The sequence below is a fragment of the Bradyrhizobium sp. JR4.3 genome (genome assembly GCF_040547695.1).
Lineage (GTDB): Bacteria > Pseudomonadota > Alphaproteobacteria > Rhizobiales > Xanthobacteraceae > Bradyrhizobium > Bradyrhizobium canariense.
On the sequence record NZ_JBEPQF010000012.1, the window covers coordinates 1 to 21,257 of the forward strand.

General features: G+C 63.0%; 25 protein-coding genes. 14 read left to right on the forward strand and 11 right to left on the reverse strand.

From position 1 onward, the window contains the following. Positions 1-100 precede the first annotated feature (100 nt). Positions 101-457 (reverse strand): hypothetical protein, encoded by a 357-nt coding sequence (locus tag ABIB91_RS19855; RefSeq protein WP_354164724.1) that lies wholly within the window; start codon positions 455-457, stop codon positions 101-103. A 741-nt stretch (positions 458-1,198) separates the two neighbouring features. On the opposite strand from ABIB91_RS19855, the gene ABIB91_RS19860 reads away from it, so the two are divergent. Both ABIB91_RS19860 and ABIB91_RS19865 read left to right on the forward strand, forming a co-directional pair. Then, positions 1,199-1,384 (forward strand): hypothetical protein, encoded by a 186-nt coding sequence (locus tag ABIB91_RS19860; RefSeq protein ID WP_007612798.1) that lies wholly within the window; start codon positions 1,199-1,201, stop codon positions 1,382-1,384. 142 nt (positions 1,385-1,526) lie between these two features. Next, entirely contained in the window at positions 1,527-1,868 is a 342-nt protein-coding gene (locus ABIB91_RS19865; RefSeq protein ID WP_007601491.1) for a phasin, read from the forward strand. Between the two features lie 196 nt (positions 1,869-2,064). On the opposite strand, the gene ABIB91_RS19870 is transcribed toward ABIB91_RS19865, so the two are convergent. From ABIB91_RS19870 to ABIB91_RS19885, 4 genes are all read right to left on the reverse strand, one after another. Then, on the reverse strand, positions 2,065-2,382 hold the full coding sequence (locus tag ABIB91_RS19870) for a c-type cytochrome (protein ID WP_007601492.1): 318 nt from the start codon (positions 2,380-2,382) through the stop codon (positions 2,065-2,067). 38 nt (positions 2,383-2,420) lie between these two features. Beyond that, the gene (locus ABIB91_RS19875) at positions 2,421-2,597 is read right to left on the reverse strand and encodes a hypothetical protein (RefSeq protein ID WP_157158661.1); all 177 of its coding nucleotides are present in this window, start codon (positions 2,595-2,597) and stop codon (positions 2,421-2,423) included. Positions 2,598-2,674: 77 nt separating this feature from the next. Further along, positions 2,675-3,505, reverse strand: coding sequence for an alpha/beta fold hydrolase (locus ABIB91_RS19880; RefSeq protein WP_354128512.1), 831 nt, complete (start codon positions 3,503-3,505; stop codon positions 2,675-2,677). 155 nt (positions 3,506-3,660) lie between these two features. Continuing rightward, positions 3,661-5,457 (reverse strand): ShlB/FhaC/HecB family hemolysin secretion/activation protein, encoded by a 1,797-nt coding sequence (locus ABIB91_RS19885; RefSeq protein WP_354164730.1) that lies wholly within the window; start codon positions 5,455-5,457, stop codon positions 3,661-3,663. A 129-nt stretch (positions 5,458-5,586) separates the two neighbouring features. Between ABIB91_RS19885 and ABIB91_RS19890 the strand changes: the two genes are divergently transcribed. After that, a complete protein-coding gene (locus ABIB91_RS19890) occupies positions 5,587-6,867 on the forward strand; it encodes a FecR family protein (RefSeq protein WP_354164733.1) in 1,281 nt (426 codons plus the stop codon). Positions 6,868-6,927: 60 nt separating this feature from the next. Further along, complete coding sequence (locus ABIB91_RS19895) at positions 6,928-9,669, forward strand: EAL domain-containing protein (protein ID WP_354164736.1); 2,742 nt, start codon at positions 6,928-6,930, stop codon at positions 9,667-9,669. 14 nt (positions 9,670-9,683) lie between these two features. On the opposite strand, the gene ABIB91_RS19900 is transcribed toward ABIB91_RS19895, so the two are convergent. Next, on the reverse strand, positions 9,684-9,968 hold the full coding sequence (locus ABIB91_RS19900; protein WP_354164739.1) for a hypothetical protein: 285 nt from the start codon (positions 9,966-9,968) through the stop codon (positions 9,684-9,686). Between the two features lie 245 nt (positions 9,969-10,213). Between ABIB91_RS19900 and rocF the strand changes: the two genes are divergently transcribed. The 4 genes from rocF to ABIB91_RS19920 all read left to right on the forward strand — a co-directional run bounded on the left by rocF (position 10,214) and on the right by ABIB91_RS19920 (position 13,550). Continuing rightward, on the forward strand, positions 10,214-11,191 hold the full coding sequence (gene rocF / locus ABIB91_RS19905) for an arginase (protein WP_219682382.1): 978 nt from the start codon (positions 10,214-10,216) through the stop codon (positions 11,189-11,191). A gap of 161 nt (positions 11,192-11,352) precedes the next feature. Then, on the forward strand, positions 11,353-12,624 hold the full coding sequence (gene soxC / locus ABIB91_RS19910; RefSeq protein WP_354128508.1) for a sulfite dehydrogenase: 1,272 nt from the start codon (positions 11,353-11,355) through the stop codon (positions 12,622-12,624). Beyond that, positions 12,611-13,153, forward strand: coding sequence for a c-type cytochrome (locus ABIB91_RS19915; RefSeq protein WP_354164744.1), 543 nt, complete (start codon positions 12,611-12,613; stop codon positions 13,151-13,153). The genes soxC and ABIB91_RS19915 overlap by 14 nt, the downstream gene beginning before the upstream one ends. Before the next feature lie 100 nt (positions 13,154-13,253). Beyond that, positions 13,254-13,550, forward strand: coding sequence for a hypothetical protein (locus tag ABIB91_RS19920; protein ID WP_354128507.1), 297 nt, complete (start codon positions 13,254-13,256; stop codon positions 13,548-13,550). Between the two features lie 5 nt (positions 13,551-13,555). Here ABIB91_RS19920 and ABIB91_RS19925 read toward each other — a convergent pair whose 3' ends face one another. Next, the gene (locus ABIB91_RS19925) at positions 13,556-14,770 is read right to left on the reverse strand and encodes a mandelate racemase/muconate lactonizing enzyme family protein (protein ID WP_354164747.1); all 1,215 of its coding nucleotides are present in this window, start codon (positions 14,768-14,770) and stop codon (positions 13,556-13,558) included. A 161-nt stretch (positions 14,771-14,931) separates the two neighbouring features. Between ABIB91_RS19925 and ABIB91_RS19930 the strand changes: the two genes are divergently transcribed. Next, a complete protein-coding gene (locus ABIB91_RS19930; protein ID WP_219682386.1) occupies positions 14,932-15,120 on the forward strand; it encodes a hypothetical protein in 189 nt (62 codons plus the stop codon). Positions 15,121-15,263: 143 nt separating this feature from the next. On the opposite strand, the gene ABIB91_RS19935 is transcribed toward ABIB91_RS19930, so the two are convergent. Next, positions 15,264-16,550: an NRAMP family divalent metal transporter gene (locus ABIB91_RS19935; RefSeq protein WP_354164750.1), complete on the reverse strand. Its 1,287-nt coding sequence runs from the start codon at positions 16,548-16,550 to the stop codon at positions 15,264-15,266. 277 nt (positions 16,551-16,827) lie between these two features. Beyond that, entirely contained in the window at positions 16,828-17,013 is a 186-nt protein-coding gene (locus tag ABIB91_RS19940; protein WP_007601510.1) for a hypothetical protein, read from the reverse strand. Positions 17,014-17,270: 257 nt separating this feature from the next. Between ABIB91_RS19940 and ABIB91_RS19945 the strand changes: the two genes are divergently transcribed. From ABIB91_RS19945 to ABIB91_RS19965, 5 genes are all read left to right on the forward strand, one after another. Further along, positions 17,271-17,510 (forward strand): hypothetical protein, encoded by a 240-nt coding sequence (locus ABIB91_RS19945; RefSeq protein WP_354164752.1) that lies wholly within the window; start codon positions 17,271-17,273, stop codon positions 17,508-17,510. A 752-nt stretch (positions 17,511-18,262) separates the two neighbouring features. Further along, positions 18,263-18,439: a hypothetical protein gene (locus ABIB91_RS19950; protein ID WP_007601513.1), complete on the forward strand. Its 177-nt coding sequence runs from the start codon at positions 18,263-18,265 to the stop codon at positions 18,437-18,439. A gap of 443 nt (positions 18,440-18,882) precedes the next feature. Beyond that, positions 18,883-19,008 (forward strand): hypothetical protein, encoded by a 126-nt coding sequence (locus ABIB91_RS19955; RefSeq protein ID WP_354164755.1) that lies wholly within the window; start codon positions 18,883-18,885, stop codon positions 19,006-19,008. Positions 19,009-19,020: 12 nt separating this feature from the next. Beyond that, entirely contained in the window at positions 19,021-19,269 is a 249-nt protein-coding gene (locus ABIB91_RS19960; protein WP_085350655.1) for a hypothetical protein, read from the forward strand. 190 nt (positions 19,270-19,459) lie between these two features. Then, complete coding sequence (locus ABIB91_RS19965; RefSeq protein ID WP_219682389.1) at positions 19,460-19,729, forward strand: DUF6894 family protein; 270 nt, start codon at positions 19,460-19,462, stop codon at positions 19,727-19,729. Here the strand turns inward: ABIB91_RS19965 and ABIB91_RS19970 are convergent. Together ABIB91_RS19970 and ABIB91_RS19975 are read right to left on the reverse strand one after the other, a co-directional pair. Continuing rightward, entirely contained in the window at positions 19,723-19,929 is a 207-nt protein-coding gene (locus tag ABIB91_RS19970; RefSeq protein WP_007601533.1) for a hypothetical protein, read from the reverse strand. The genes ABIB91_RS19965 and ABIB91_RS19970 overlap by 7 nt on opposite strands. Next, on the reverse strand, positions 19,926-20,126 hold the full coding sequence (locus tag ABIB91_RS19975) for a hypothetical protein (protein ID WP_354164760.1): 201 nt from the start codon (positions 20,124-20,126) through the stop codon (positions 19,926-19,928). Before ABIB91_RS19975 ends, ABIB91_RS19970 begins: the two co-directional genes overlap by 4 nt. Between the last annotated feature and the right edge of the window lie 1,131 nt (positions 20,127-21,257).

Sequence of the window (21,257 nt, forward strand, 5' to 3'; positions counted from 1 at the left end):
CAATATCTTCTTATCATCCCCCCGCCCCGCTGGACCCGGCTCCACACCACAACCCCCCCCCCCCCCCCCCCCCCCCCCCCGCGCGCCCCCCCGCGCCTGCTTAGGGATGCGGTAGGATCTGGTAGGTCGTGGCATAGGGCTCGACCCGCAGTGAGGCGTTGGCCAAAAGCCCGATTCTGGCCGTCGGCGCTTGCTGCAATTCGCCGTTCGGACCGCGATGCACGTTGTATTGCCAGACGGCGAGATCGCCCTTCTGCGCCAAGGCGTGTGCAACGGCGCTGGCATCATTGCCGCCGAGGGCCTGAAGCTCCTCCGTCGACAATCCGACGACGATTTCGTCCTTGATGGTGACGATCTTGAACAGGTTCATCCTGGTCTCCTGCGCCCACGCGCTTGGTATCGAGAAGGTGAGAAGCGCGACTGCGGCGCCCTTGATGAGATCGCAGCGAGAAAGCATGCCGTCGTCCTTTGGTGCTGGGGCGCCAGAATCGATCAATGCATCGGCCACGGCGCCCGTGATCTGCGTGACTGTTCCGCCACCGCTTTGTCGTTTGTTCCTCGAAAACGGTTCAGACCGGAGACAAATGCGACCCGATGAATTCTGATGCGAAGCGGCGAGTCCAAGTCCAAGAGCTCGAGAGTGCGGGTTTGGATGAAATCCAAACGCCATAGTCTGTCTATTGGTCCAGAAGCCCGCGCTGTGGCTGCCGATCCATGGCGCGAGATCGCGTTTATTTCGTCGACGATACAACCGCCGATGCCGGACTCAACAATTACGTGTATACGCTGAAGAAGCACTAATTCGCGTCCACCAACATCCATTCACATCCGAAACAACACGAATTGCAGCGTCGATTGACGGCGATCGAGGCTGGATGCTGATCGATGACGCTTCTTGACGCAGGTGGGTGACGGCGGGCCATATTCCTGTTATCCGGAATTGCCGTGGTGCGATGCAGACGGAGCATCGCTGCGCCAACTGTTAGGCTTGCCGGAGGGGTTGTTTCTTGACATAGTTGCAACCTGCTTAGGTGTGCTTGCTTGCACATGTGGCTCGGCGTGCGAACACACCCGGCTCCTCCGGCCGAAAGCGAGCTGTCGCCATTGCATCCGGTTGTGGCATCCGGGTGTGGCGTTTGGTTCTTAGTTGGGATCTCGATGTGGGATCACGAAGTCCGATGCTTGTCATAGGTGCGAGATGAAGAACCTCAATTTCGCAGCTGAGCTGCACCTCAAGCTCGGCGCGCCTGCAAGCGGCACCGTCGAAAGCCTGCGCCTGCTCCGCGCGTTTCTGAAGCTCGCGCCGCGGCAGCGCTTCGAGGTCATCAAGCTCGTCGAAGACCTCGCCACCGAAGAAACCCTCCCCGAACACCCCCTGTCCTGAGCCTGCCTGCGCGCCGGCCTTACGCCTTGCCCTTCGTTTTCCTGCCAGAGCCGGCCGCCGGGCGACGTCTTCCTCCGGCTGGACGCTGGCAGGCGATCCGGCAAGTGTGGTATTCAGTTCTGAAAACGGGAGGAGTGCGACCATGATCGAACCGAAGCTCGAAGTTCCGGCCGAACTGCGCGACCTGGCCGAGAAGACGATTGACCAGGCGGAAAAGGCATTCGGCATGTTTTTCGAAGCCGCCACCAAATCGATGACGACCGTTCCGGGCGCGGGGGCGGACGTGTCGAAGCAAGCGCTCGCTTTCACCGAGCAGAACATGAAGTCGGCGTTCGAGCATGCTCGCAAGCTCGTCCATGCCACCGACCTTCAGGAGGCGATGCGAATCCAATCGGATTTCCTGCGCAGCCAGTTCACCAGTGCCGGAGACCACATGCGCCAGATGACCGGCAGTCTCATGCAGCCGGGGAAGGGCAAGTCCTGATTCTCGGTGTGTTCACGGCGCGTCCACAGATTGGACTTACGCGGCGTGAATATTTGCACATCGATACTGGTGCCGGTCCATGATGGGCTGTCGAATGGACCTCATTCGCCGCCCATCATCCTTTCCGCTAATCCTTGTCGGTTCTCAGGCAGGGATTTGCATCTGTCGCAGGTGTTTTGACCAATCGGTCGCTCTGCTAACGCAGCGATGCGATGTAGGCTGCGATATCGCCGGCTTCGATCCGGCTCAAGGGGAAATTCGGCATTTTCGGGTGCGGGTCTAGCAGGAAAAAGGCGAGCCTTTCCGAACTGAAGTCAGGCCTGCGCGCAACGGACACGAAAGAGGGGACGTCGGCACTCGCCTGTGTTTGGCCGTTCGCCACGACATGGCAGCTGGCGCACCAGCGCCTCGCAAGGTCGGCGCCGTGATCTGCATCGGCGGCGAGAGCGGACGACGTGCCCACGCTCGAGGCCACGGCAACCAGCAGGCAAATTCGTCTCAAATGCCGGTGCATAGAGCAACCCTGTGTGTTGTTGGCTCGCGACGCCGTCCTCATCCGCAGCACGAACCCGGATACTGCGAGAGGTCGATGCGGGCAATGATCGACCGCAGCAGCTTGCGAGCCGAACGATAGAGATGCCGGGCGAATCTCGGCGTCCTTGCCGCAGGCAGGGCAAAGCTTGTTGTATCGAGTCTTTTCGTATCAAGGCTTTCGATGGAGTGCGACACGTGCCTCTCCGAGATGGCGAGGCTCTTTCTATCGTGGTCGGCTCGCGGCAGCCTTGATCTGCCGCAAAGGGGCCGGACTAATAGTCGCCGGGGTTCATGATCATCGGGCTTCCTGTATCGGCCGGCGCGAGCGCGCTGCTGGCACTGTCGCGCAGGAAGCGGTCGAGTGTCGCCTGGATCTTCTCCTTGACTGCATCGGGGCCGCGATCGCTCATCTCGGTATGCTGTGCGCCAGTGTGGATAATATCAATGCCGCGCGCCTTGGCCTCTTCCGGCGTCGGCAGCACGCCGGGATCGGTTACAAAATGCGGATCCTTCGAGCGGAACGACAGGATCTTCATGTGGTCGCTAAGCACGAAAGGCACCCGCAGATTGTCCAGCGTGATCACTTTCGACACCAGCTCCGGGTGCTGATGAGCGACATACATCGAAACGTCGCCGCCGTTGGAATGGCCGACGAGCGTGATGTGGTCGTAGTCGGCGTTCTCCTGCCGCCGCTTCAATTCGCGCAAGGTGAAGAGGATGTTGGCCTCGCAGCGGATATAGACCTCGCGCCGGCCGACATATTGCTGGCCGGCCTTGGTCATCAGGGGCGGATCGCTCGGCAGATCCTGCTGGATGCTGGCGACGAGATAACCGCGTGCGGCGAGCACGTTGGCGAGGAAGGAATATTCGGTGGCCTTGACGGTATTGCCGTTGCTGATGATGGCGAGCGGGAGCTTCCAGAGGCCGAGATTGGCCTTGGTCTCGTAATCGCGCCGTACAGCGATTTCGACCGCGATCGGCCGCTGGCGCGCGGCGTCGAACAGGGTCAAAACCTCATGGCGGATCGCGAACCGGCTGACCACGAAATATTGGCCGACGCCGAGGACGCAGAGAAACGCCAGAACTGCAAACACCCTTTTCATGGTTCCGTCTCAAATCACTTTTGACTGAACATGGGTATTGGGAACTCCCGGATCGAGCGATCGTGAGCAGGCTACGGGATTAAATTTAGGCAAGCCTGTGCGCCGCGCCCCAAAAAGGGCCGCATGTCGGAGGCACAGCGCGAAGGGCAAGGGATTTACAGACAACCGCCCTTGCCGCGTTCGGAGCAGAGCCGCAACGCGCTAGACAAAGTAAAAAGGAGGCGCGGGCTGCGGCGCTCGTTGTCGGGCGCCCGGTAGCTCAGGGGGACAGCCACGCCGAGATCAGCCTGGAAATCGGCCGGCAGGAAGAACCGCACGCCAGCTCCGGCCGAGGTCAGCGACAGGCCGTCGCTCAGGCGGTAACCGTTGTTCCAGACTGCGCCGGCGTCACCGAAGGCATAGAGCTGATAGCCGGTCCAGTAGCGGAAATTGAGCTTCTGGTCGAAGCGCAGTTCGAGTGAGCCGGCAAGACCGTTGTCCCCACTGATCTCTGCTGCGCCATAGCCGCGCCCGAAGGCAGCGCCGCCGAGATAGAATTGCTGCGAGGTGAACAGCGGCCGTGACGCCGTCTGGCTCGCAGCGGAAAGCTTGAGCGACCAGACGTCGTTGAGCGTCTGGTAGCGCGTGAACCAGAGGTTTAGCACCGAGAAGTTCGATGACGCGCCATCGCGCGACAACAGATCGTCGTCGAAATGCGAGGCACCGAAGATGTCGAGGCCCTGGCGGTAGGTCAGCGTCGCGAAATTGGTGCCGCCGAAATGATCCTGAAGCCGGTAGTCGGCGATCAGGCTCGCTGTCCTGATGTGGTCGTTGTACCAGGCGCCGTAAAGGTCATGCTCGGACACGTTGCTGAAGGTCGTCGCCGCAGTCAGGGTCAGCGAGGACAATCGCGACTGCAGTGGGACGATGCTGGCACGCAGCTCGAACGCCTCGGTCGTGGTGATGTCGCTGTCGAGGCGGCGCGCATCGCCCGGCCTGACCGCGCTGTATAGGACGGACCCGCCGAGACGCACGCCGTCGACGTCGACGGGTGCATCGTAGGACAGCCGTGCGAAGCCAAGCTGACGGGGGTCGTTGGCGATGGTCGACAGGTTGACCGCCAGCATGTCGCCGGGCGTGAGATAGGAGTTGAACGCGCCGGTCGCGTAGGTCTGCCACGGACCGACTGATGATGAGCCGAGATTGTCCAGACCGAACGACGAGAAGACGTGCCAGGTCTTCAAATAGACGACGAGGCGGAAGCGGCCGGTTGCCCCGCCGATCTCCTCCAGTGCGGTATCGGTGATCCGGACGCCAGGTCTGCCGTTAATGAGAAAGAGCTGGCGTTCCAGCGTCGTCAGGCGCGACGGTTGCTCGGCCAGAACCGGCCCAAGCATCGGTCTCACGCCGAACTGTTCGGCGCCATCGCCTTTCAGCTCGGCCTGGACGATGGCGCCTTCGATCACCTGGATCCGGAGCAGGCCATCGGCGATATCCTGCGGCGGCACGATCGCACGGCTCAAGTGAAGACCATCGGCACGGTAGAGATCGCTGATCGCGCCGGCGATCACGGCGAGATCCGCCTGCGAAACCTTCTTGCCGACATAGGGCTGATAGACCGCGGCGATGCGATCGGGGGAAACGGCCCGGGCTCCGCTGACGTGGATGCCGCGCAGCACGAACTGAGGCTTGGTATCGCCGCCGGTGCTGGGCTGGTCGACTGTTGGTAGCCTGACCGGAGGACGGCTCAGCGATTCCCGCTCGGTTTGGTTTTCAAAATATTTCTCAGGTTGGCGCGGATCGAAGCCAGGCTGGCTCGCCTGCTGCGCGAAAGCCTGAGGAACTCCCGCGAAGAACGGCGCCAACAGCGCCATTGTGGTAATGAGATGCCGCTTCCCGGCGCGCGCGACGCGCCCGTCCCCGTAGTTCGACGGAGATGTGCCCCTGATGCGGTGAGGGTTCGTTAGCCACATGATTTTTCATAGTTTTTTATGGTCAATGAACGGTTAACGTGAGCGCTCCACTGGCCGCTTCCCGCTAATCCTATGTTGAGTGATTTCGGATACCCCTCAGGCTGGCTGTAACGCGGACTGAGGATCGTCATGCTGAGCAAAATTGGAATGCGGTGCGCCTTCGCGGCTGCGCTGATCCTGGGAACGGCTTCCGCCGCATCCGCCGCGGACGATGGCATCTGGTCGGTCGGCAAGGCCACCGGCGAGGTCTGGGTCGCCACCAGCGGCGCGCAGCAGGTTTCGTTGAATCAGCAGGAGGCACTCAAGCCCGGCGACACCATTCGCACCGGGCGTAATGGCCGTGTGCTGCTCGTCCGCGGTGAGGAAACGATCCTGATCTCTCCCAACTCGGTGATCGGCTTGCCGGCTGAGAGCAAGGAGGGCCTTTCCACGACCATCATCCAGCAGGCAGGTTCGATCCTGCTCGAGGTCGAGAAGCGCAACGTCAAGCATTTCGAGGTGGAGACGCCCTATCTCGCCGCCGTGGTCAAGGGAACGCAATTCAGCGTCACCGTGAATGCGGGGAGCACCAAGGTCGGCGTGCTTCGCGGCCAGGTCGAGGTCTCCGACTTCAAGACGGGACAGATCGCCCAGGTCCTGCCGGGGCAGGCCGCCACCGTCTTCGAGCATGGCAAGCCCGGCCTCTCTCTAAGCGGGTCCGGGACCTTCAATCCGATCGAGCACGGCAAGCCGCGCGCCTCGAGCATCGAGCGCGTCCTCGTGCCGAAATCGGGCCTGTCGGCCCCGCGCAACGCGGCGAACGGCCATTCGATCCATGCGCTCGGTCCGATCGACAAGGGCACCAAGGCGGCCGGCGCACTCAAGCAATCGCAACAGGCGGCCGGAGCTCACACCTCCAAGGGCGGTGCTGCCAAGCCCGGCGTCGTGCGCATTTCGAATTCGCTCGGCGAGGTCAAGCTGAACGTCCACAAGGTCACGCACGGGCTCGCCCACGGCGGCGGTGCTCCCGGACAGGTGCGCAATGCGCACGCCAGCACCGAGACGGTCTGGAGCGACTCGAAAGCGAGCACGACGGCGTCCAACAGCGCCGTCCAGACTGCGGTTACCACGAGCAGCGGCGTGACGGCTGGCAGCACCAGCTCCTCGGCTGCGAGCACGACAATAGCCGCGACGACGGCCGGCGCGTCCAGCGACGGCTCTGGCGGCGGCAGCGGAAATGCCAGCGGCAAGTCCAACCCCGGCAGGGGCGACTCCGGTAATGGCAATTCTGGCAATGGGAATTCCGGCGACGGTAACGGCAACAACGGCGCCACCGGTAACGGGAGGGGCAACAACGGTAACGGCAACGGCAATGGCGGCGGCAACGGCAGCGATGGCCACGGCAATGCCTTTGGCCACAACAGGCACTGAGGCGATTTCTTAGGGGATGAGGGGGCGCAACCGCAGAAGCGGGTGCGCGGGAGGATCGGAGTGAAGCGCTATCGTCCGCATATTCTGGTCGTGATCGCGCTGGCGATCGTGCTGTCCACGGGGTGGCATGGTGCGCTTCGCAACGCGCTGACCGACCTGCGGTTCGCTTGGCAATCGCGTGCAGCGAGTGGCAACGTCGTCGTGGTCGCCATCGACGCGCCCTCGATCGAGCAGATCGGGGTGTGGCCCTGGCCGCGCCGGCTGCACGCGGAATTGTTGCACAGGTTAGAGGCCGCGGGGGCGCAGGACGTCGCCTTCGACGTCGATTTCAGCTCGCCATCCGATCCAGCCTCCGACGAGGCCTTCGTGAACGCACTGCGTGAGGCCGGCGGCTCGACCATCCTGCCCTCCTTCAAGCAGCCGACGCCGAATGGTGGCGCAGCTCACATCAATCGCCCCCTGAAGCCGTTCAGCAACCAGTCGTGGCCGGCGCTGGTCAATGTCGCGATCGAATCCGACGGGCTCGTTCGCCGATATCCATTCGGCGAGAAGCTCGGCGATGCCTTGATGCCGTCGATGGCAGTCGTATTGGCCGGGCAGGACGCAAATCGGCGGTCGCCGTTCCTGATCGATTTTAGTATTCGGGCGGGCTCGGTTCCGAGTGTCTCCTATGTCGACGTGCTCCGCGGTGAAACCGCCGCGCTCGACAAGCTGAGAGACAAGAAGGTCATCATTGGTGCGACGGCGCTCGAACTCGGGGACCGCTTCAGCGTTCCAAATGGCCGCATCATCTCCGGACCCATGCTCCAGGCGCTGGCAGCGGAATCGATCCTGCAGAACCGGATGCTGCGCTGGACCTCCGATATCGGCATGATCCTGAGTCTCGCTGTGGTCTGCCTGTTGATGGTGTATTCGTGGCGCCGCTTCGGACCGGGAATTCGCGTTGCAATCCTGATCTCGGCCGGGGCGGTCTTCGAGCTGGTTGCGGTCCTCGTGCAGGCAAGATGGCCCTTCATCATCGACACATCGCTGTTCCACATCGCGATTGTCGCTTATCTGACGGCGATCGCACTCGACGAAATCGATTTCCGCGGTCTCCTGGGGCGCATCGCCGAAAGCCGCTTTCATCGTATCGCGATGTCGCTCGGCGATGGCCTCGTCTGCACCGACGAAGGTCAGCTGATCGCCGTGTGGAATCCCGGCGCCAGTGCGATCTTCGGCTATATGCCCGCCGAGATCATCGGCCGCCCGTTCGAAACGCTGTGCGCCGTATCAGTGGACGGTGACGCGAGGCCGTCCATGCGCGACGCCGCGCGCCAGGCACTCCTGGTCCCCGGTGGGGCGGTCGTCGTCGAGTTCGAAGGGCGGCGCAAGAACGGTGAAACTTTCCCGGTCGAGGCGAGCTTCTCGGGCTGGCAGGGAACGGACGGCTTCCAATACGGAGCCATCCTGCGCGACATTTCGGTCCGCAAGCGCGAGGCCGAACGCGTCAGATATCTCGCCGAGTACGACGCGCTGACCGGTCTGGTCAACCGCAACACGCTGCATGCCGGACTGGTCGGCATGATCGGGGATGCGGGGCAGCGCCCCTGCAAGGTCGCGCTGCTCGTGATCGGGCTCGACGGCTTCCAGAGCATCAATGACATGCTGGGTCATTCCGCCGGAGATCTCGTGCTGCAGGCGGTCGCTGGTCGCCTGAAAGCTGAAGCGGGCGACGACGCTGTCGTTGCCCGGCTCAGCGGAGACGAATTCGCCATTGCGCGCAAAGGCGCAGATGGCGACGAGCCGATCGCAGAGTTCGCCGAGCGCATCGCGCGCGCGTTCGAAGCGCCGCTTGCGACCGGCACGCGGCAGCATCGCGTCAGGATCAGCATCGGCGTCGCCGTCCATCCAGAAGGCGGACACAACACCGACGATCTCCTGAGCAACGGCCATCTTGCGTTGACCAAGGCAAAACTGACGCGGCGCGGCGGTTATGTGGTCTTCGAGAGCGCGATCCGGCAGGAGCTGGAGAACCGGCTGACGCTGGAGAGTGAATTGGCGCTTGCCGCCGATCGCGGCGAGTTCGAGCTGTTCTACCAGCCTCAGGTTCGCCTGATCGACGCCAGCCTGGTCGGGGCCGAAGCGCTGATCCGCTGGCGGCATCCCGTGCGCGGCTACGTTTCGCCAGGAGAGTTCATGCCGGTGGTCAATAGCTCAGCCCTGTCGGAGCGGATCGGAAACTGGGTGATGGAAACTGCCTGCCGGCAGGCACGCGCCTGGGAATTGTCCGGCGACAGTGTGCGCGTCGCGATCAATTTGTCGCCCTCGCAGATCCACTCCGGCGACCTCGCGCATTCGGTTGCGGGGATGCTCGAAGCGACGGGGCTCACGCCGTCGCTGCTCGAACTCGAGGTCACCGAGGACATCCTGCTTCACGACGAAGCCCGGGTGCTCGATATGTTCAAACGCATCCAGCAGCTCGGCGTCCGCGTCCTGTTCGACGATTTCGGCACTGGCTATGCGAGCCTGAGCTATTTGAAGAAGTTCCCGCTCGATGGGCTCAAGATCGACCGGTCGTTCGTGCTCGGTCTGCTCGCGAACTCCGACGATGCCGCGATTGTCGGGTCGACCATCGGTCTCAGCAAGCAGCTCGGTCTCACGGTCGTGGCCGAAGGCATCGAGAATCGCGCGACGGCCGACTTCCTGGTGAGCATGGGATGCGAGGAAGGCCAGGGCTATTTCTTTGGCCGTCCGATGCCGGCGGAGGCATTCGAGCGACAATTCCTCGCGTCCGAGTGCGCGGTCGTCAGCGCCGCCTGAACACCTGTTACGATTTAGCGCCGACGCGCGACCGCGACGCCGAACAGGAAAGCAACGAACAGGCTGGCAAGCGGCGCTTCGCGCGTGATCGCAGCGACGGTCGCGAGGGGCCGGCCCGGCTTTCGCGCATCGTCGATTGCGGAGGTCATGCGGTCGACAGCTGCATGCAGGCCACCTGCGACTTCACCGATGGTGCGGGATACGTCCGTCGCGGCATCGACGGCGCGCTCGGCCATGCCGGGATGTGAAGTGGACTGCGGGATCTCCGTGCTCAAGTGCGCAACCTCCAGGCTGATCATGTGCGGCGGAGGCCGGTACCTTTGGCTATCCGCGCGAGCGCTCGTTCTGAACAGCGGGTCGCATGACCTTTGGCTATCCGCGACAGGCGCCGTGGTTTTTACGGCGGGTACCGGCCTTGGATGAGCAATTCGGCGCGCGGGCTTTTGTTCCGGGACGATGCGCCCCTGCGTGGACCTTCCCCGTGAAACGACGGGTGCGAATCTCTGTTAGGCTGGCTCAATCTTGCTGATCTCAGGAGACAGCTGTGACTGACCGGACCACGACGGATCGAGCCCGGCGCATCGCCCTGCTCGGCGCTCCCATCGACATGGGGGCTTCGCAGCGCGGTACTCTGATGGGCCCTGCGGCGCTCCGCACCGCCGGCCTTGCGACACTGCTAGAGAGCCTGGATTTCGAGGTCGTCGATTACGGCGATCTCTCCGTGGGCGAGCTCCGGGACCTCGCAGACAGGCCCCCCGACAAAGCCAATCACTACCGCGAAATCCAGCGCTGGACGCGCGTGCTGAGCCGCAGAGGCTACGAGATCGCGAAAACCGGCGCGCTGCCGATTTTCCTCGGTGGCGATCACACATTGTCGATGGGATCGGTGAATGCCATGGCCCGTCACTGGCAGGAGCGCGGACGCGAGCTGTTCGTGCTCTGGCTCGATGCGCATGCCGATTACAACACGCCTGAGACGACGATCACCGCCAACATGCACGGCATGTCGGCGGCATTCCTTTGCGGCGAACCCGGCCTCGACGGCTTGCTCGGCGATGATCCGCGCGCCCCGATCGATCCCGACAGGCTCGACCTGTTCGGCGCGCGCTCAATCGACAAGCTCGAAAAGGAATTGATGCGCACGCGCCGGATCAGGGTTGTCGATATGCGCCAGATCGACGAATTCGGCGTCGCCGTGCTGATCCGTCGCGTCATCGAGCGCGTCAGGGCCAGCAACGGCGTACTGCATGTCAGCTTCGACGTCGATTTTCTCGACCCCTGCGTCGCACCCGGCGTGGGCACGACGGTGCCGGGCGGAGCGACCTATCGTGAGGCGCATCTGATCATGGAGCTCCTGCACGATTCCGGCGTAGTCGGTTCAGTCGACATCGTCGAGCTCAATCCGTTCCTCGACGAGCGTGGCCGCACCGCGCGCACCGCGGTCGAACTGATCGGCAGCCTGTTCGGCCAGCAGATCGCCGACCGGCCAACCCCCAGCAATGCGATCGCGCCGGGCGAGTGATGGATGAGCCGTTTGTGCATTGCGAAGAAGAGAATTGCCGTCGCGCCCGCCAGATTTAGATCAGTCGAGGTCGAAATCGCCTGTTTTTGAAACAGGTACGAATTGCAAATGCTCGTCGCAGAATGTTTCATGCGGGTCGCGCTTCAGCCGAGGATCCGCAAATGAGCAGCACGAGCGACGCCGACGACAAACCTGCGGGGACGACTCGCCGTCGCTTTCTGCGCGCCGGCGCGGCGGCTGCGGGTGGCACTGTCCTGGGCGCCGGCGCATCGGTTGCCGCCGCGACCGACAACCTTCCACCCAACATTCCCGAATGGATGAAGGCGCCGGGCGAGCCGACGGGAGGCCAGCTCTATGGCGCGCCATCGCCGTTCGAGAAGGGCGTCGTCAAGAACATCTCGAAGACGCTCAAGCAGTACATCTCGGCCTCCAGCCGGACGCCATTGCAGGAGCTCGATGGCATCATCACGCCGAACGGACTGTTTTACGAGCGTCATCATGGCGGCGTTCCGACCATCGATCCGGCCCAGCACCGGTTGATGCTGCACGGGCTGGTCGAGCGTCCGCTGATCTTCACAATGGACGATCTCAGGCGTTTCCCGTCGGAATCGCGCGTCCACTTTCTCGAATGCTCCGGCAATCCCGGCTACAGCAAGCCTTACGGCAAGACCGCGTCGGACCTTGTAGGTCTGGTGAGTTGTGCAGAATGGACCGGCGTCAGCCTCAAGCTGGTGCTCCAGGAGGCCGGATTGAAGCCGGATGCCAAATGGATCGTCGCCGAAGGTGCCGACGCGGCTGCGCTGACCCGCAGCATCCCGATCGAGAAATGCCTCGAGGACGCCATGCTGGTCTACAGCCAGAACGGGGAGCGGCTGCGCCCGCAGCAGGGCTATCCGCTGCGGCTGTTCCTGCCGGGCTTCGAGGGCAATATGAGCGTGAAGTGGCTGCGGCGCCTGCATGTGACGGCTGAGCCGGTTTATTCGCGCGAGGAGACCTCGAAATACACCGACCTGCTGCCAGACGGCACCGCGCGTGAATTTTCGTTCTACATGGAGGCGAAGTCGATCATCACGAGGCCCTCCGGCGGCCAACGCCTGGGCGCGCCCGGCTTCCACGAGATCACCGGCATCGCGTGGAGCGGGCATGGCAAGATCGCGCGCGTCGAACTGTCCGTCGACGAGGGAAAGAGTTGGCAAAGCGCGCAATTGCAGGAGCCGGTGCTGACGCGTGCGTTGACACGCTTTCGCCTGCCCTGGCAGTGGGACGGCAAGCCTGCCGTGATCCAGAGCCGTGCCATCGACGAAACCGGCTATGTGCAGCCGACTCTGGCCGAGTTGCTCGCGGTGCGCGGCGAGAACTATTTCTACCACAACAACGCGATCTGGCCCTGGCGCATCGCGGCCGACGGCGAGGTGACCAATGCGCTGGCGTGAGACTTGCGGCATTGCTGTTGTCATCGTGCTGTGTGCGTTCGCGAGCGGGGCGCAGGCACAGACTCTGTACGGCCTCGGACGTCCCGCGACGGCTGCGGAGATTGCTGGCTGGAATATCGACGTCGGACGCGACGGCAGCAATCTGCCGAAGGGAAGTGGCTCGGTCAGTCGTGGTCGCGAGGTGTTCGCCCAGCAATGTGCATCATGCCATGGCGACAAGGGCGAGGGCGGGCTGGGTGACCGGCTCGTCGGTGGGCAGGGCACGATCGCAACACCAAAGCCGATCCGCACGGTCGGCAGCTATTGGCCGTATGCGCCGACGCTGTTCGACTACATCCGCCGTGCGATGCCGCAGAACGCACCGCAATCGCTGAGCGATGAGGAGGTTTATGCGGTGTCCGCGTACATCCTGAACCTGAATGGACTGGTCGGAGCGGACGCGACGCTCGATGCCAAATCGCTCGCGGCGGTCAAGATGCCGAATCGCGACCGGTTCGTCGGCGATACGCGGCCGGATGTGAAACACTGAGCGCCTTGTGGCGTCAGGTTCCCGCATTGGCTTGGAACTTGGCTCGGCAAGGGCGGAACTCGCAGGACGCAATTGCATTAACCTGCGAGAGGAAAAACCTATGGATTCCACGATGGCAACGGATCGCTTCGCAAATTCCATGTCCTCGGCGCTTCGCCATCCCGGCGTGATCGCGTTGATTGTGGCCGCGGTGACGATTGCTGCGATGCTCATCGTCGATCACGGACCATGGAATCGGGCCAAGACGCAGCCTGCTCACGTCGCGATGTATGCGACCACTGGCGAGGCCGTACGCGCCGCAGGTGCCAAAATTCTCCCGACCGAACCGAAATCACCGATCGAGCCGGCGCGGCCGGGGCCAAAGACGTCCCCGACCGTCAATCCAGTGACGCCGTAAGACGTCTAGTTCTTGCGACCGTAGTTGAGCAATCCGCCGCTGGTCTTCGGCGGATGCGCGCGAAGGGCTTCCTCGTTCGGATCGGTGCCCCAGCCGGGTCGGTCCGGAATGACCAGATGGCCGTTCTGAATATCCGGCTCATGCGTGAACAGCTCGCGGTCCCACGCCAGGCGATCGATGTCGATCTCCATGATGCGCAGGTTCGGCACGGCGGCGCAGAAATGCGCGTTCATCATCGAACAGAGATGGCCGTAGAAATTATGCGGGGCAACGTTGATTTCGAACGCGTCCGCAGCGGCTGCAATCTTCATCGACTGCCAGACGCCGTTCCAGGGCGTGTCGATGATCGCGACGTCCATGGCCTGCTCGCGGAAATAGGGCAGGAATTCGCGCAGGCCCAATAGCGTCTCGCAGGACGAGATCGGATGCGGGCTTTGCCTGCGGATGTAACCGAGTGCTTCCGGATTGAAGCTGTCGATCTCGATCCAGAACATGTCGAGGTCCGCGATGGTGCGCAGGATCTCCAGATAGCCCTCGGTCTTGGCGTTGAAGTTGCAATCAAGCAGGATGTCGACGTCGGGGCCTGCACCGTCGCGGATCGCCTCCAGATGCATGCGCAGGTCGCGCAGGATTTTGCGATCGACGTTGATCTCGGGGGCGAAGGGCGAGCCGAAGCCCGGTCGCCAACCGGTTGGCTTGCCGTCGTCGTAGGAGAAGATGTTGGTCTTGAGCGCGGTGAACTTCTTCTCGCGCACCTCGCGTCCCATTACCATGACGCCGTCGAGGTTCTCGATCGGCGGCTTGTACCAGGACGGGTGATTGATCCGCCACGTTGCGCAATGCGACCAATAGACCCTGACACGGTCGCGGATCTTGCCGCCGAGCAGCTCGTAGCAGGGCACGCCGAGACATTTCGCCTTGGCATCGAGCAGCGCATTCTCGATCGCGCCGAGCGCCTGCGCCACCACGCCGCCGGCGGCGGGACGTGTGGCCGCGAACAGCTCGGCGTAGATGCGCTCGTGCCGGAAAACGTTCTGCCCGACGACGCGGGCGGACAGGCGCTGGATCGCAGCACCGACGCCGGGTGAGCCAAAACCCTCGTCGAACTCGCTCCAGCCGACGACGCCGTCTTCGGTCGTCAGCTTGACGAAATGGTAGTTTCTCCAGCCGGCATCGCAGGCGAGGATTTCGAGGCTTGTTGCTTTCGACGATCTGGTCATGTCGCTCCCTGTCGCCCGGCGGCGCTTTTTTTCTTTGGCCGGCTCGCAAGCCCGGCTCCAGCCAGGATTGTTAGGCGAACGGTCCTGCGCAGTGAAGCCCGGCGAGGGGCGCCTGGAAGGCCCTTCCCGCCATTCTAAGGGAAAATCCGGTGGGGACAGCCATGATCTTTCCCGGGGTTGTCCTGAAAAGGGACCATGCTTTGACGTTTTTGGCCACAATCGGGATCGACCCTCCGGCCATGAAATTTCTGGCTGTGATTTCGATCCTGGCGCTGCTCACGATGAGTGGAGCCGCCATTTCCGATCAGTTTCTGACGGCCGATCAGCACGCTGCGCACGGGGTGGAATAGCGCAGCGGGCGCAAACATTTTTTGTCTTGCGGGAGACAGCGATGCTTTCGATAGACCAATTCCTGCGCTTCATCGGCGTGCCGGCGGTGTTCGCGGCCTTCATCATCGCCTCGCAGATATCGGCAGCCTTGTCGCAAGGTTAGTCAGCCGATCAATGACGAGCCGAGCAGGGCGAGCACGGCCAGCGCCATCAGCGCGGTGCCGAGCCAGCCCAGCGCGACGAGCCATGATCGGCCTTTGAAGCGACCCATGATCGTCTTGCTCGAGACGATCAGCATCATCATGGCCATGATCGGAACGGCGACGACGCCGTTGAGCACGGCGCTCCAGACCAGCATGTGGATCGAGTCGATGCCGGTGAACCCTAGACCGAAGCCGATGATGGTGGCGGCGGCGATGATGGTGTAGAAGCCGACCGCCTCGTCGGGCTTCGCCTCCAGCGTCGCGCGCCAGCCGAAGATCTCCGCCACGCCGTAAGCGGCCGAGCCCGCCAGCACCGGAATTGCGAGCAGGCCGGTGCCGATGATGCCGATCGCGAACAGGGCGAAGGTGAAGTCGCCGGCGAGCGGCCGCAGCGCTTCGGCGGCCTCCGTCGCCGAATTGATGTTGGTGACACCATTCGCGTGCAGCACCGACGCGGTGGTGAGGATGATGAAGAAGGCGATGCCGTTGGAGAGCAGCATGCCGGAGATGGTGTCGGCCCGGATGCGCGCCAGCTCCGGACTGCCGCCGTGCTTCAGCTCGCGCAGCGGCTTGTCGCGCCTGCCCTGGTTCATCTCCTCGATCTCCTGCGAGGCCTGCCAGAAGAACAGATACGGGCTGATCGTGGTGCCGAGCACGGCGACGACCATCATGAAATAATCGGCGCTGACATTCGTCTTCGGCCACACCGCCGCGAGCAGCGCCGTGCTCCACGGGATCTTGACGGTGAAGGCGGTCGCGACATAGGCGAACAGCGCCAAGGTGAGAAATTTCAGCACCGGCGAATAGCGCCGATAGGGCAGGAACACCTGCAGCAGGGTCGAGCCCGCCGCGAAGATCAGCGCGTGCTCGTGGTTGAGGCCGCCGATCACGAGCGAGAGCGCCTCCGCCATCGCGGCGATGTCGGCGGCGATGTTGAAGGTGTTGGCGGCGACGAGCATGGCGACGAGCGACAGCACCGCCCAGCGCGGCGCGATCTGCATGACGTTGGCGGCCAGCCCCTTGCCGGTGACGCGGCCGATCCGGGCGCTGACGAGCTGGATGGCGATCATGAACGGCGTGGTCAGAAATACCGTCCAGAGCAGTCCGTAACCGAATTGCGCGCCGGCCTGCGAATAGGTGGCGATGCCGGACGGATCGTCGTCCGCCGCCCCGGTGACGAGACCCGGCCCCAACCTCTGCAACAGCGACGGCGCGGATTTCGTGGGGGCGAGAGCATTGTCGGTCATGGCAGGAGGGGTCTCGGTCGGGGCGCGTCCTTCACAAATGCCAAGGAGGGAACAAGGTTCCCGGGCTTCGCGTAACGGGCTCCTCGCCAATTTCTGATAAAGCGAATCTCCATTTGACTCGTCGGGCAAAACACCTGTATAAGTGCATCATCGAAGAATACCCAGTGCAGCCTTTGCGCGCGTCCCGGGCGCGCGCCGGCCCGCCATGGCCGGCCGTCGCGCAGTCCGCGCACGGACACCGGCGAGACGTTTGTCCCCTGAGCGCGTGCGGTCGGGACTATTTGACGCTGACGAACATGCCCCAGGCGCCGGCCAGCGCGGCGCCGGAAAAGACGATCAGCGGATTGTCGCAGAACGCGCCGCCATACGTGCACATGGTGACGCCGAACGAGCCGATCTCGTGATGGCTCGCGGAGTAGAACAGTCCCGACAGCACCAGCAACGCGGCGGCGACGACATACATCGACGATCTCTCCGAGCTATCCCCGTTGCGTTTGTCGCAAGGGACGTGTCCCACCATGGCGCCAACCCGTTGCGTCCTGCCGAATCCGCCCTGCCGCATTTGAACTAAAGTCGATCTTTCCCGCGAGATGCTGTCGTCAGCTGCGATCCCTGCGCAATCGGGACGTGTGATCGGAACCGGAACATCTGCGCGGGAACTCCTGGACGCGCTCTTGATTAATGAGCAGGAACAGTTGGACCAACTGAGGGGAGTGGCCCATGGGAGCCGAGCGGATGCACCCTCCGCGGTACTGGCGGATGCGGGCGGAAGAATTCCGCACCAAGGCGGACAATTGCGAATATCCCGAGACGCGGGACGTGCTGCGCAAGGTGGCGCAAAATTACGACGAGCTGGCGCGCCGCGCCGCGCGCATCTGCACGCTCGAGAGCCTGGACGAACTGCGGGGGGGGACCCGCCAACACCAAGCCGGTTTGATCGTTCAGGACAAACCCGCTTGATGGTTCAGGACGAAGCCGATGATCAGCGCGCGCGATCATGGGGCGTCTAGGCCCTCGCTTCCATGAGAAGCGCCGCCCGCGTGATTGGAACGAATGTCCACTTTGGTACTTAGGAACTCAGTCCTCCACCGAGGAATGAGATGAGCAGTGAACAGCAAGCAGGCCCGGCAACGAGGCCGGATCATTACAAGCCGAGGCCGGCTTGCCCCAAATGCGAGAGGGATACGCGCTGCCTGACTTCGATCTTCGATGTGAGGCGCGATTGCTCGATCCTGATCTATCGGTGCGACGCGTGCCGCGAGGACGTCTGGATCTGAGCGAGCGCCGTCGTCGGTCCATCTGCGGGACGCCCCGTCGCAGATCTCAGAGCAAGGTCGCATAGGAACTTCGCCTGTTTCGCTCGCTTGTCGCCTGCATCGACCACGCAGGCGAGACAGCTTACGACCATGCAATCACGCTACCCGTTGTTGAAGAGTGGACAGCGGAAGAGCACGAGCGGCTGAAGGCGTTGGCCGACGCCGGCTCGCGGCCGGACGAGATCGCCGGCGAACTCGGTCGCAGCGAAGCCGCCGTGAGAGTGCGCGCCTGGCAGCACGGCATCGCGTTGCGCCTCGCCACGCAGAAGCGCGGACCCTGAAGACCGGCTGGGTCGAAAGCCCGCAGGCGGGCATCCCGCCGTGTGTTCACTTCTGAGCGGTCCTCAATCGTATCTCGACGTACTCTGCGAATGGGCAGCAACACGGGAGCTTGTCATGCTCACCCGCGAGGAATTCGAGGCGGATCTCGACCGGCAGAAATTGCACCAGCTCGATGCAAGGCAAACGACACGACAATTGCTGCGCCGTTCGCGGGAGCAGATTGCGGCATCGATCTCACTGCTTCAGCAAAACGTTCCGAAGATCTGGCACCCTGAACCTCCAGAGCGATAGAAACCTCCTGCTCTGTCCCGCGTTTGCGCGCATGACGGATCAAGACACCAGGCAGCGGCCGATTTGTGCTGCGTGCAACAGACCCATGACATTCATCGACGCGGTGGCTTCACCGGATGGCGCGATCGCCATCTTCCGGTGCTCCCGGTGCAACAAGCTGTCCTGGGAGACGCCCAGGCGAAACCAAAACCAAAACCAAAACCGAAACTGAGGCGTCGAAAAGAAACGGCCCCAGCCCGGGGGGCGAGCTGAGGCCGTGGGGGGCGCCGGTCGTGCATCCGGACCGACGCGCGAATAACTTTTTGATCCCAAAAGCTGTTCCTATTCAGGCGACCATGGACATGGCGCGCCGCGACGAAACACGCCTGAAACAGTGCTGAAACCAGATTGTCTCGAACGCCCCGCCGGCTGCGTCCGACCAACCAAGCGAAAAGGAGATCATCATGATCCAAGTCGGTATCCACGTCGGTATCCAGGTCGGTTCGAAGGAAGAAGTCGCGTTTTTGCTGGCGCTGTTCGGCACCCACACCCAGCCGGTGAAGCGGCCGGCGAAATCGCGGCAGGCGTGAGGCGCTGATCCCATGCCAGGTTTGGCCGAATGCCAGAGCCTCTTGCGGCTTCTGATCGCAAGGGGCGATCCGAAGGCCATCCCGCTCGCGACAGGCGCGATCGACCAATACCTGAACACGGCGCCGGTCTGCATGCGCGGCCGCGGCCTGCGCGTGCTCCAGCGCGACGCGCTCGACCAGCATGGCACTGCGGTCGGCGTGCAGCGCTCGTTCGCCGAAACGGTGGATGCCTATATCGTCGGCAAGCTTGCGGAGGAGTGAGGGGGCCGCGTCGTTTCGCCCTGTCGCTTCGCTCCCTGACGAAAAACCGGGCGCGAGCGCGGCAAGCTGCTCCCGCGCCGCTGGCAGAGGGACGTCGGAGTTCCCGGAACCTATTGATTCCAACAGATTTTTTCGCTGCCCCGGAAACCCTTTGTCCGCTTCGGACCTATTACGGGCAAAGGATGCTGCAATGCCCCGATATTATTTCGACCTGCGCGACGACACCGGTGTAGCGCTCGACGAGGAAGGGCTTGAGCTGGCCAGCTCGCGCGCCGTTCAGGCAGAGGCCGCCAAGTCGGTCGCGGACATGGCGCGCGACGCCATCGTTTCCGCGCCTGCCGCGGGCGCTAGGCAGTCGATGGCGATCGACGTTCGCGATGCCAGGGGTCCCGTGATGCAGGTCAATTTCTCGTTCGCGATCGAGACCTTCAGGACGCCCTCGACATCAGGCGATCATTGACGCGTGAGAACTCCCGGCGGGGATGACTCGGCCTCGAGCACGGCGATCTTGCGGCCGAGCTGCCAGACCTCGACCTTGCCGTGCCGCGTGAACTGCTGCGCGAAGGTGAGGGCGATCGCATCCGACGCGGCCTCGAACGCTTCGGCGGAGCGGAAGACGCCGTTGTCGCCGACGAGATAAGCGCGATATTGCTGGGTCATGTCGGCGGCCTCAGCCCGGGTGAATGCAGCCAGGCGGAAATGTGCATGGCGGTCTCGTCCTGCCGCGCCCGGCGCAGCAGCATCTCGCGGCGGCGCCCCGGCGCGATCGTACGCGCCTCCTCGCGAAGCCGCGCGGCCTCCGCGGCGAGTCGTTCGGTGAGTGTCGTGGTCTGCTTGAAGCGTCGGCGTGTCGGCATGCACGTCTCCCTCGTTCGTCCGGGGCGGGAGCGCTGGTTGGGCGTTCTCATCACCGGCAGATGCCAATTGCCTTGCGGTGATGGATAAAGCTTACGCCCCTCGTCTGAGGCGGCGACATATCATATGATAGGTCGCCGGATTAAATTGCGTGAGCAGGTTCAGTGGCTTGAGCGGGTTACTCAACTTGAGGCAATGTTCACTTTTGGACAGAAGCGACGATGTCTGTGCGCTCGGCCATCTGCCATGATGCGCTTTGAGCCGCAGAGCCGCGGCGTAGATGTTCGGGATGGCTGCGCATCGATTTCACCTCGGCTCTGCCGTCGTTCACCTCCTTCAGCGTTCGGCCCCGACAGGTCGAGCGCGAAAACGATGCGCGGCGGCGAACACGCATGCACGCCGGCGAGAGATCGTGGTGAGGGATCGTGCTCCGCACCACGGTCCGAGAATGAACTAACTCAAGCGTTGACAGTGCTCGCACTTTGGCCGGCCACCGGTGCCAGAGGCGAGGTATTGCCTTTCGATGTTGTTGCCTTCTGTGCACTTGTCGTTGTCGTGATAAACGTTCTTAGTATTCGGCTTTTTTGAAACGGAGCGACTTTTGCCATAATGCAGTCTCGCGTAGGACGAGCGGACGGAATTGACAACTCGCCTAGATACATTTCACGTTTCTGCAACTTTTGGGAGCCTGCATAAATACACGCAACTTGAGTGCACTCGTCGGTACTCGGCATTTCAAAGTCGGTCCGCCGTCGGCGATGGCTGCGCGGGGCCCTTATAGCCAAGCATCCGATAGTTCCACGCCGCGCAAGCAAGCTTGTCGGCCTCCTTGCGCGCCTCCTTGGCGCGTTCGGCCGATATCTTGGCGCGGCTTGGTGGTCATGGGCGATCAAAGCCATGTGCCGGCCAAGCTGGCAAATTATCGATGGGTAGTAGGCGAAAAGCTGGACGAACCACTGCCTATCGTGGCTGTGGAAAACCTCCGGCGGCCTCAGTGCTGCGTCGGCTCTTCCTCGACCGGTTCGCCGTGTTGGTGCTCAAGCGCTTCGCCGAGGTCACGGCAGTCGAAGCGTTCGCCGCAGGTCGGGCAAGTCATGAAGTGATCTTCCTCGCTCCTGGGCTGCCAACCCTCT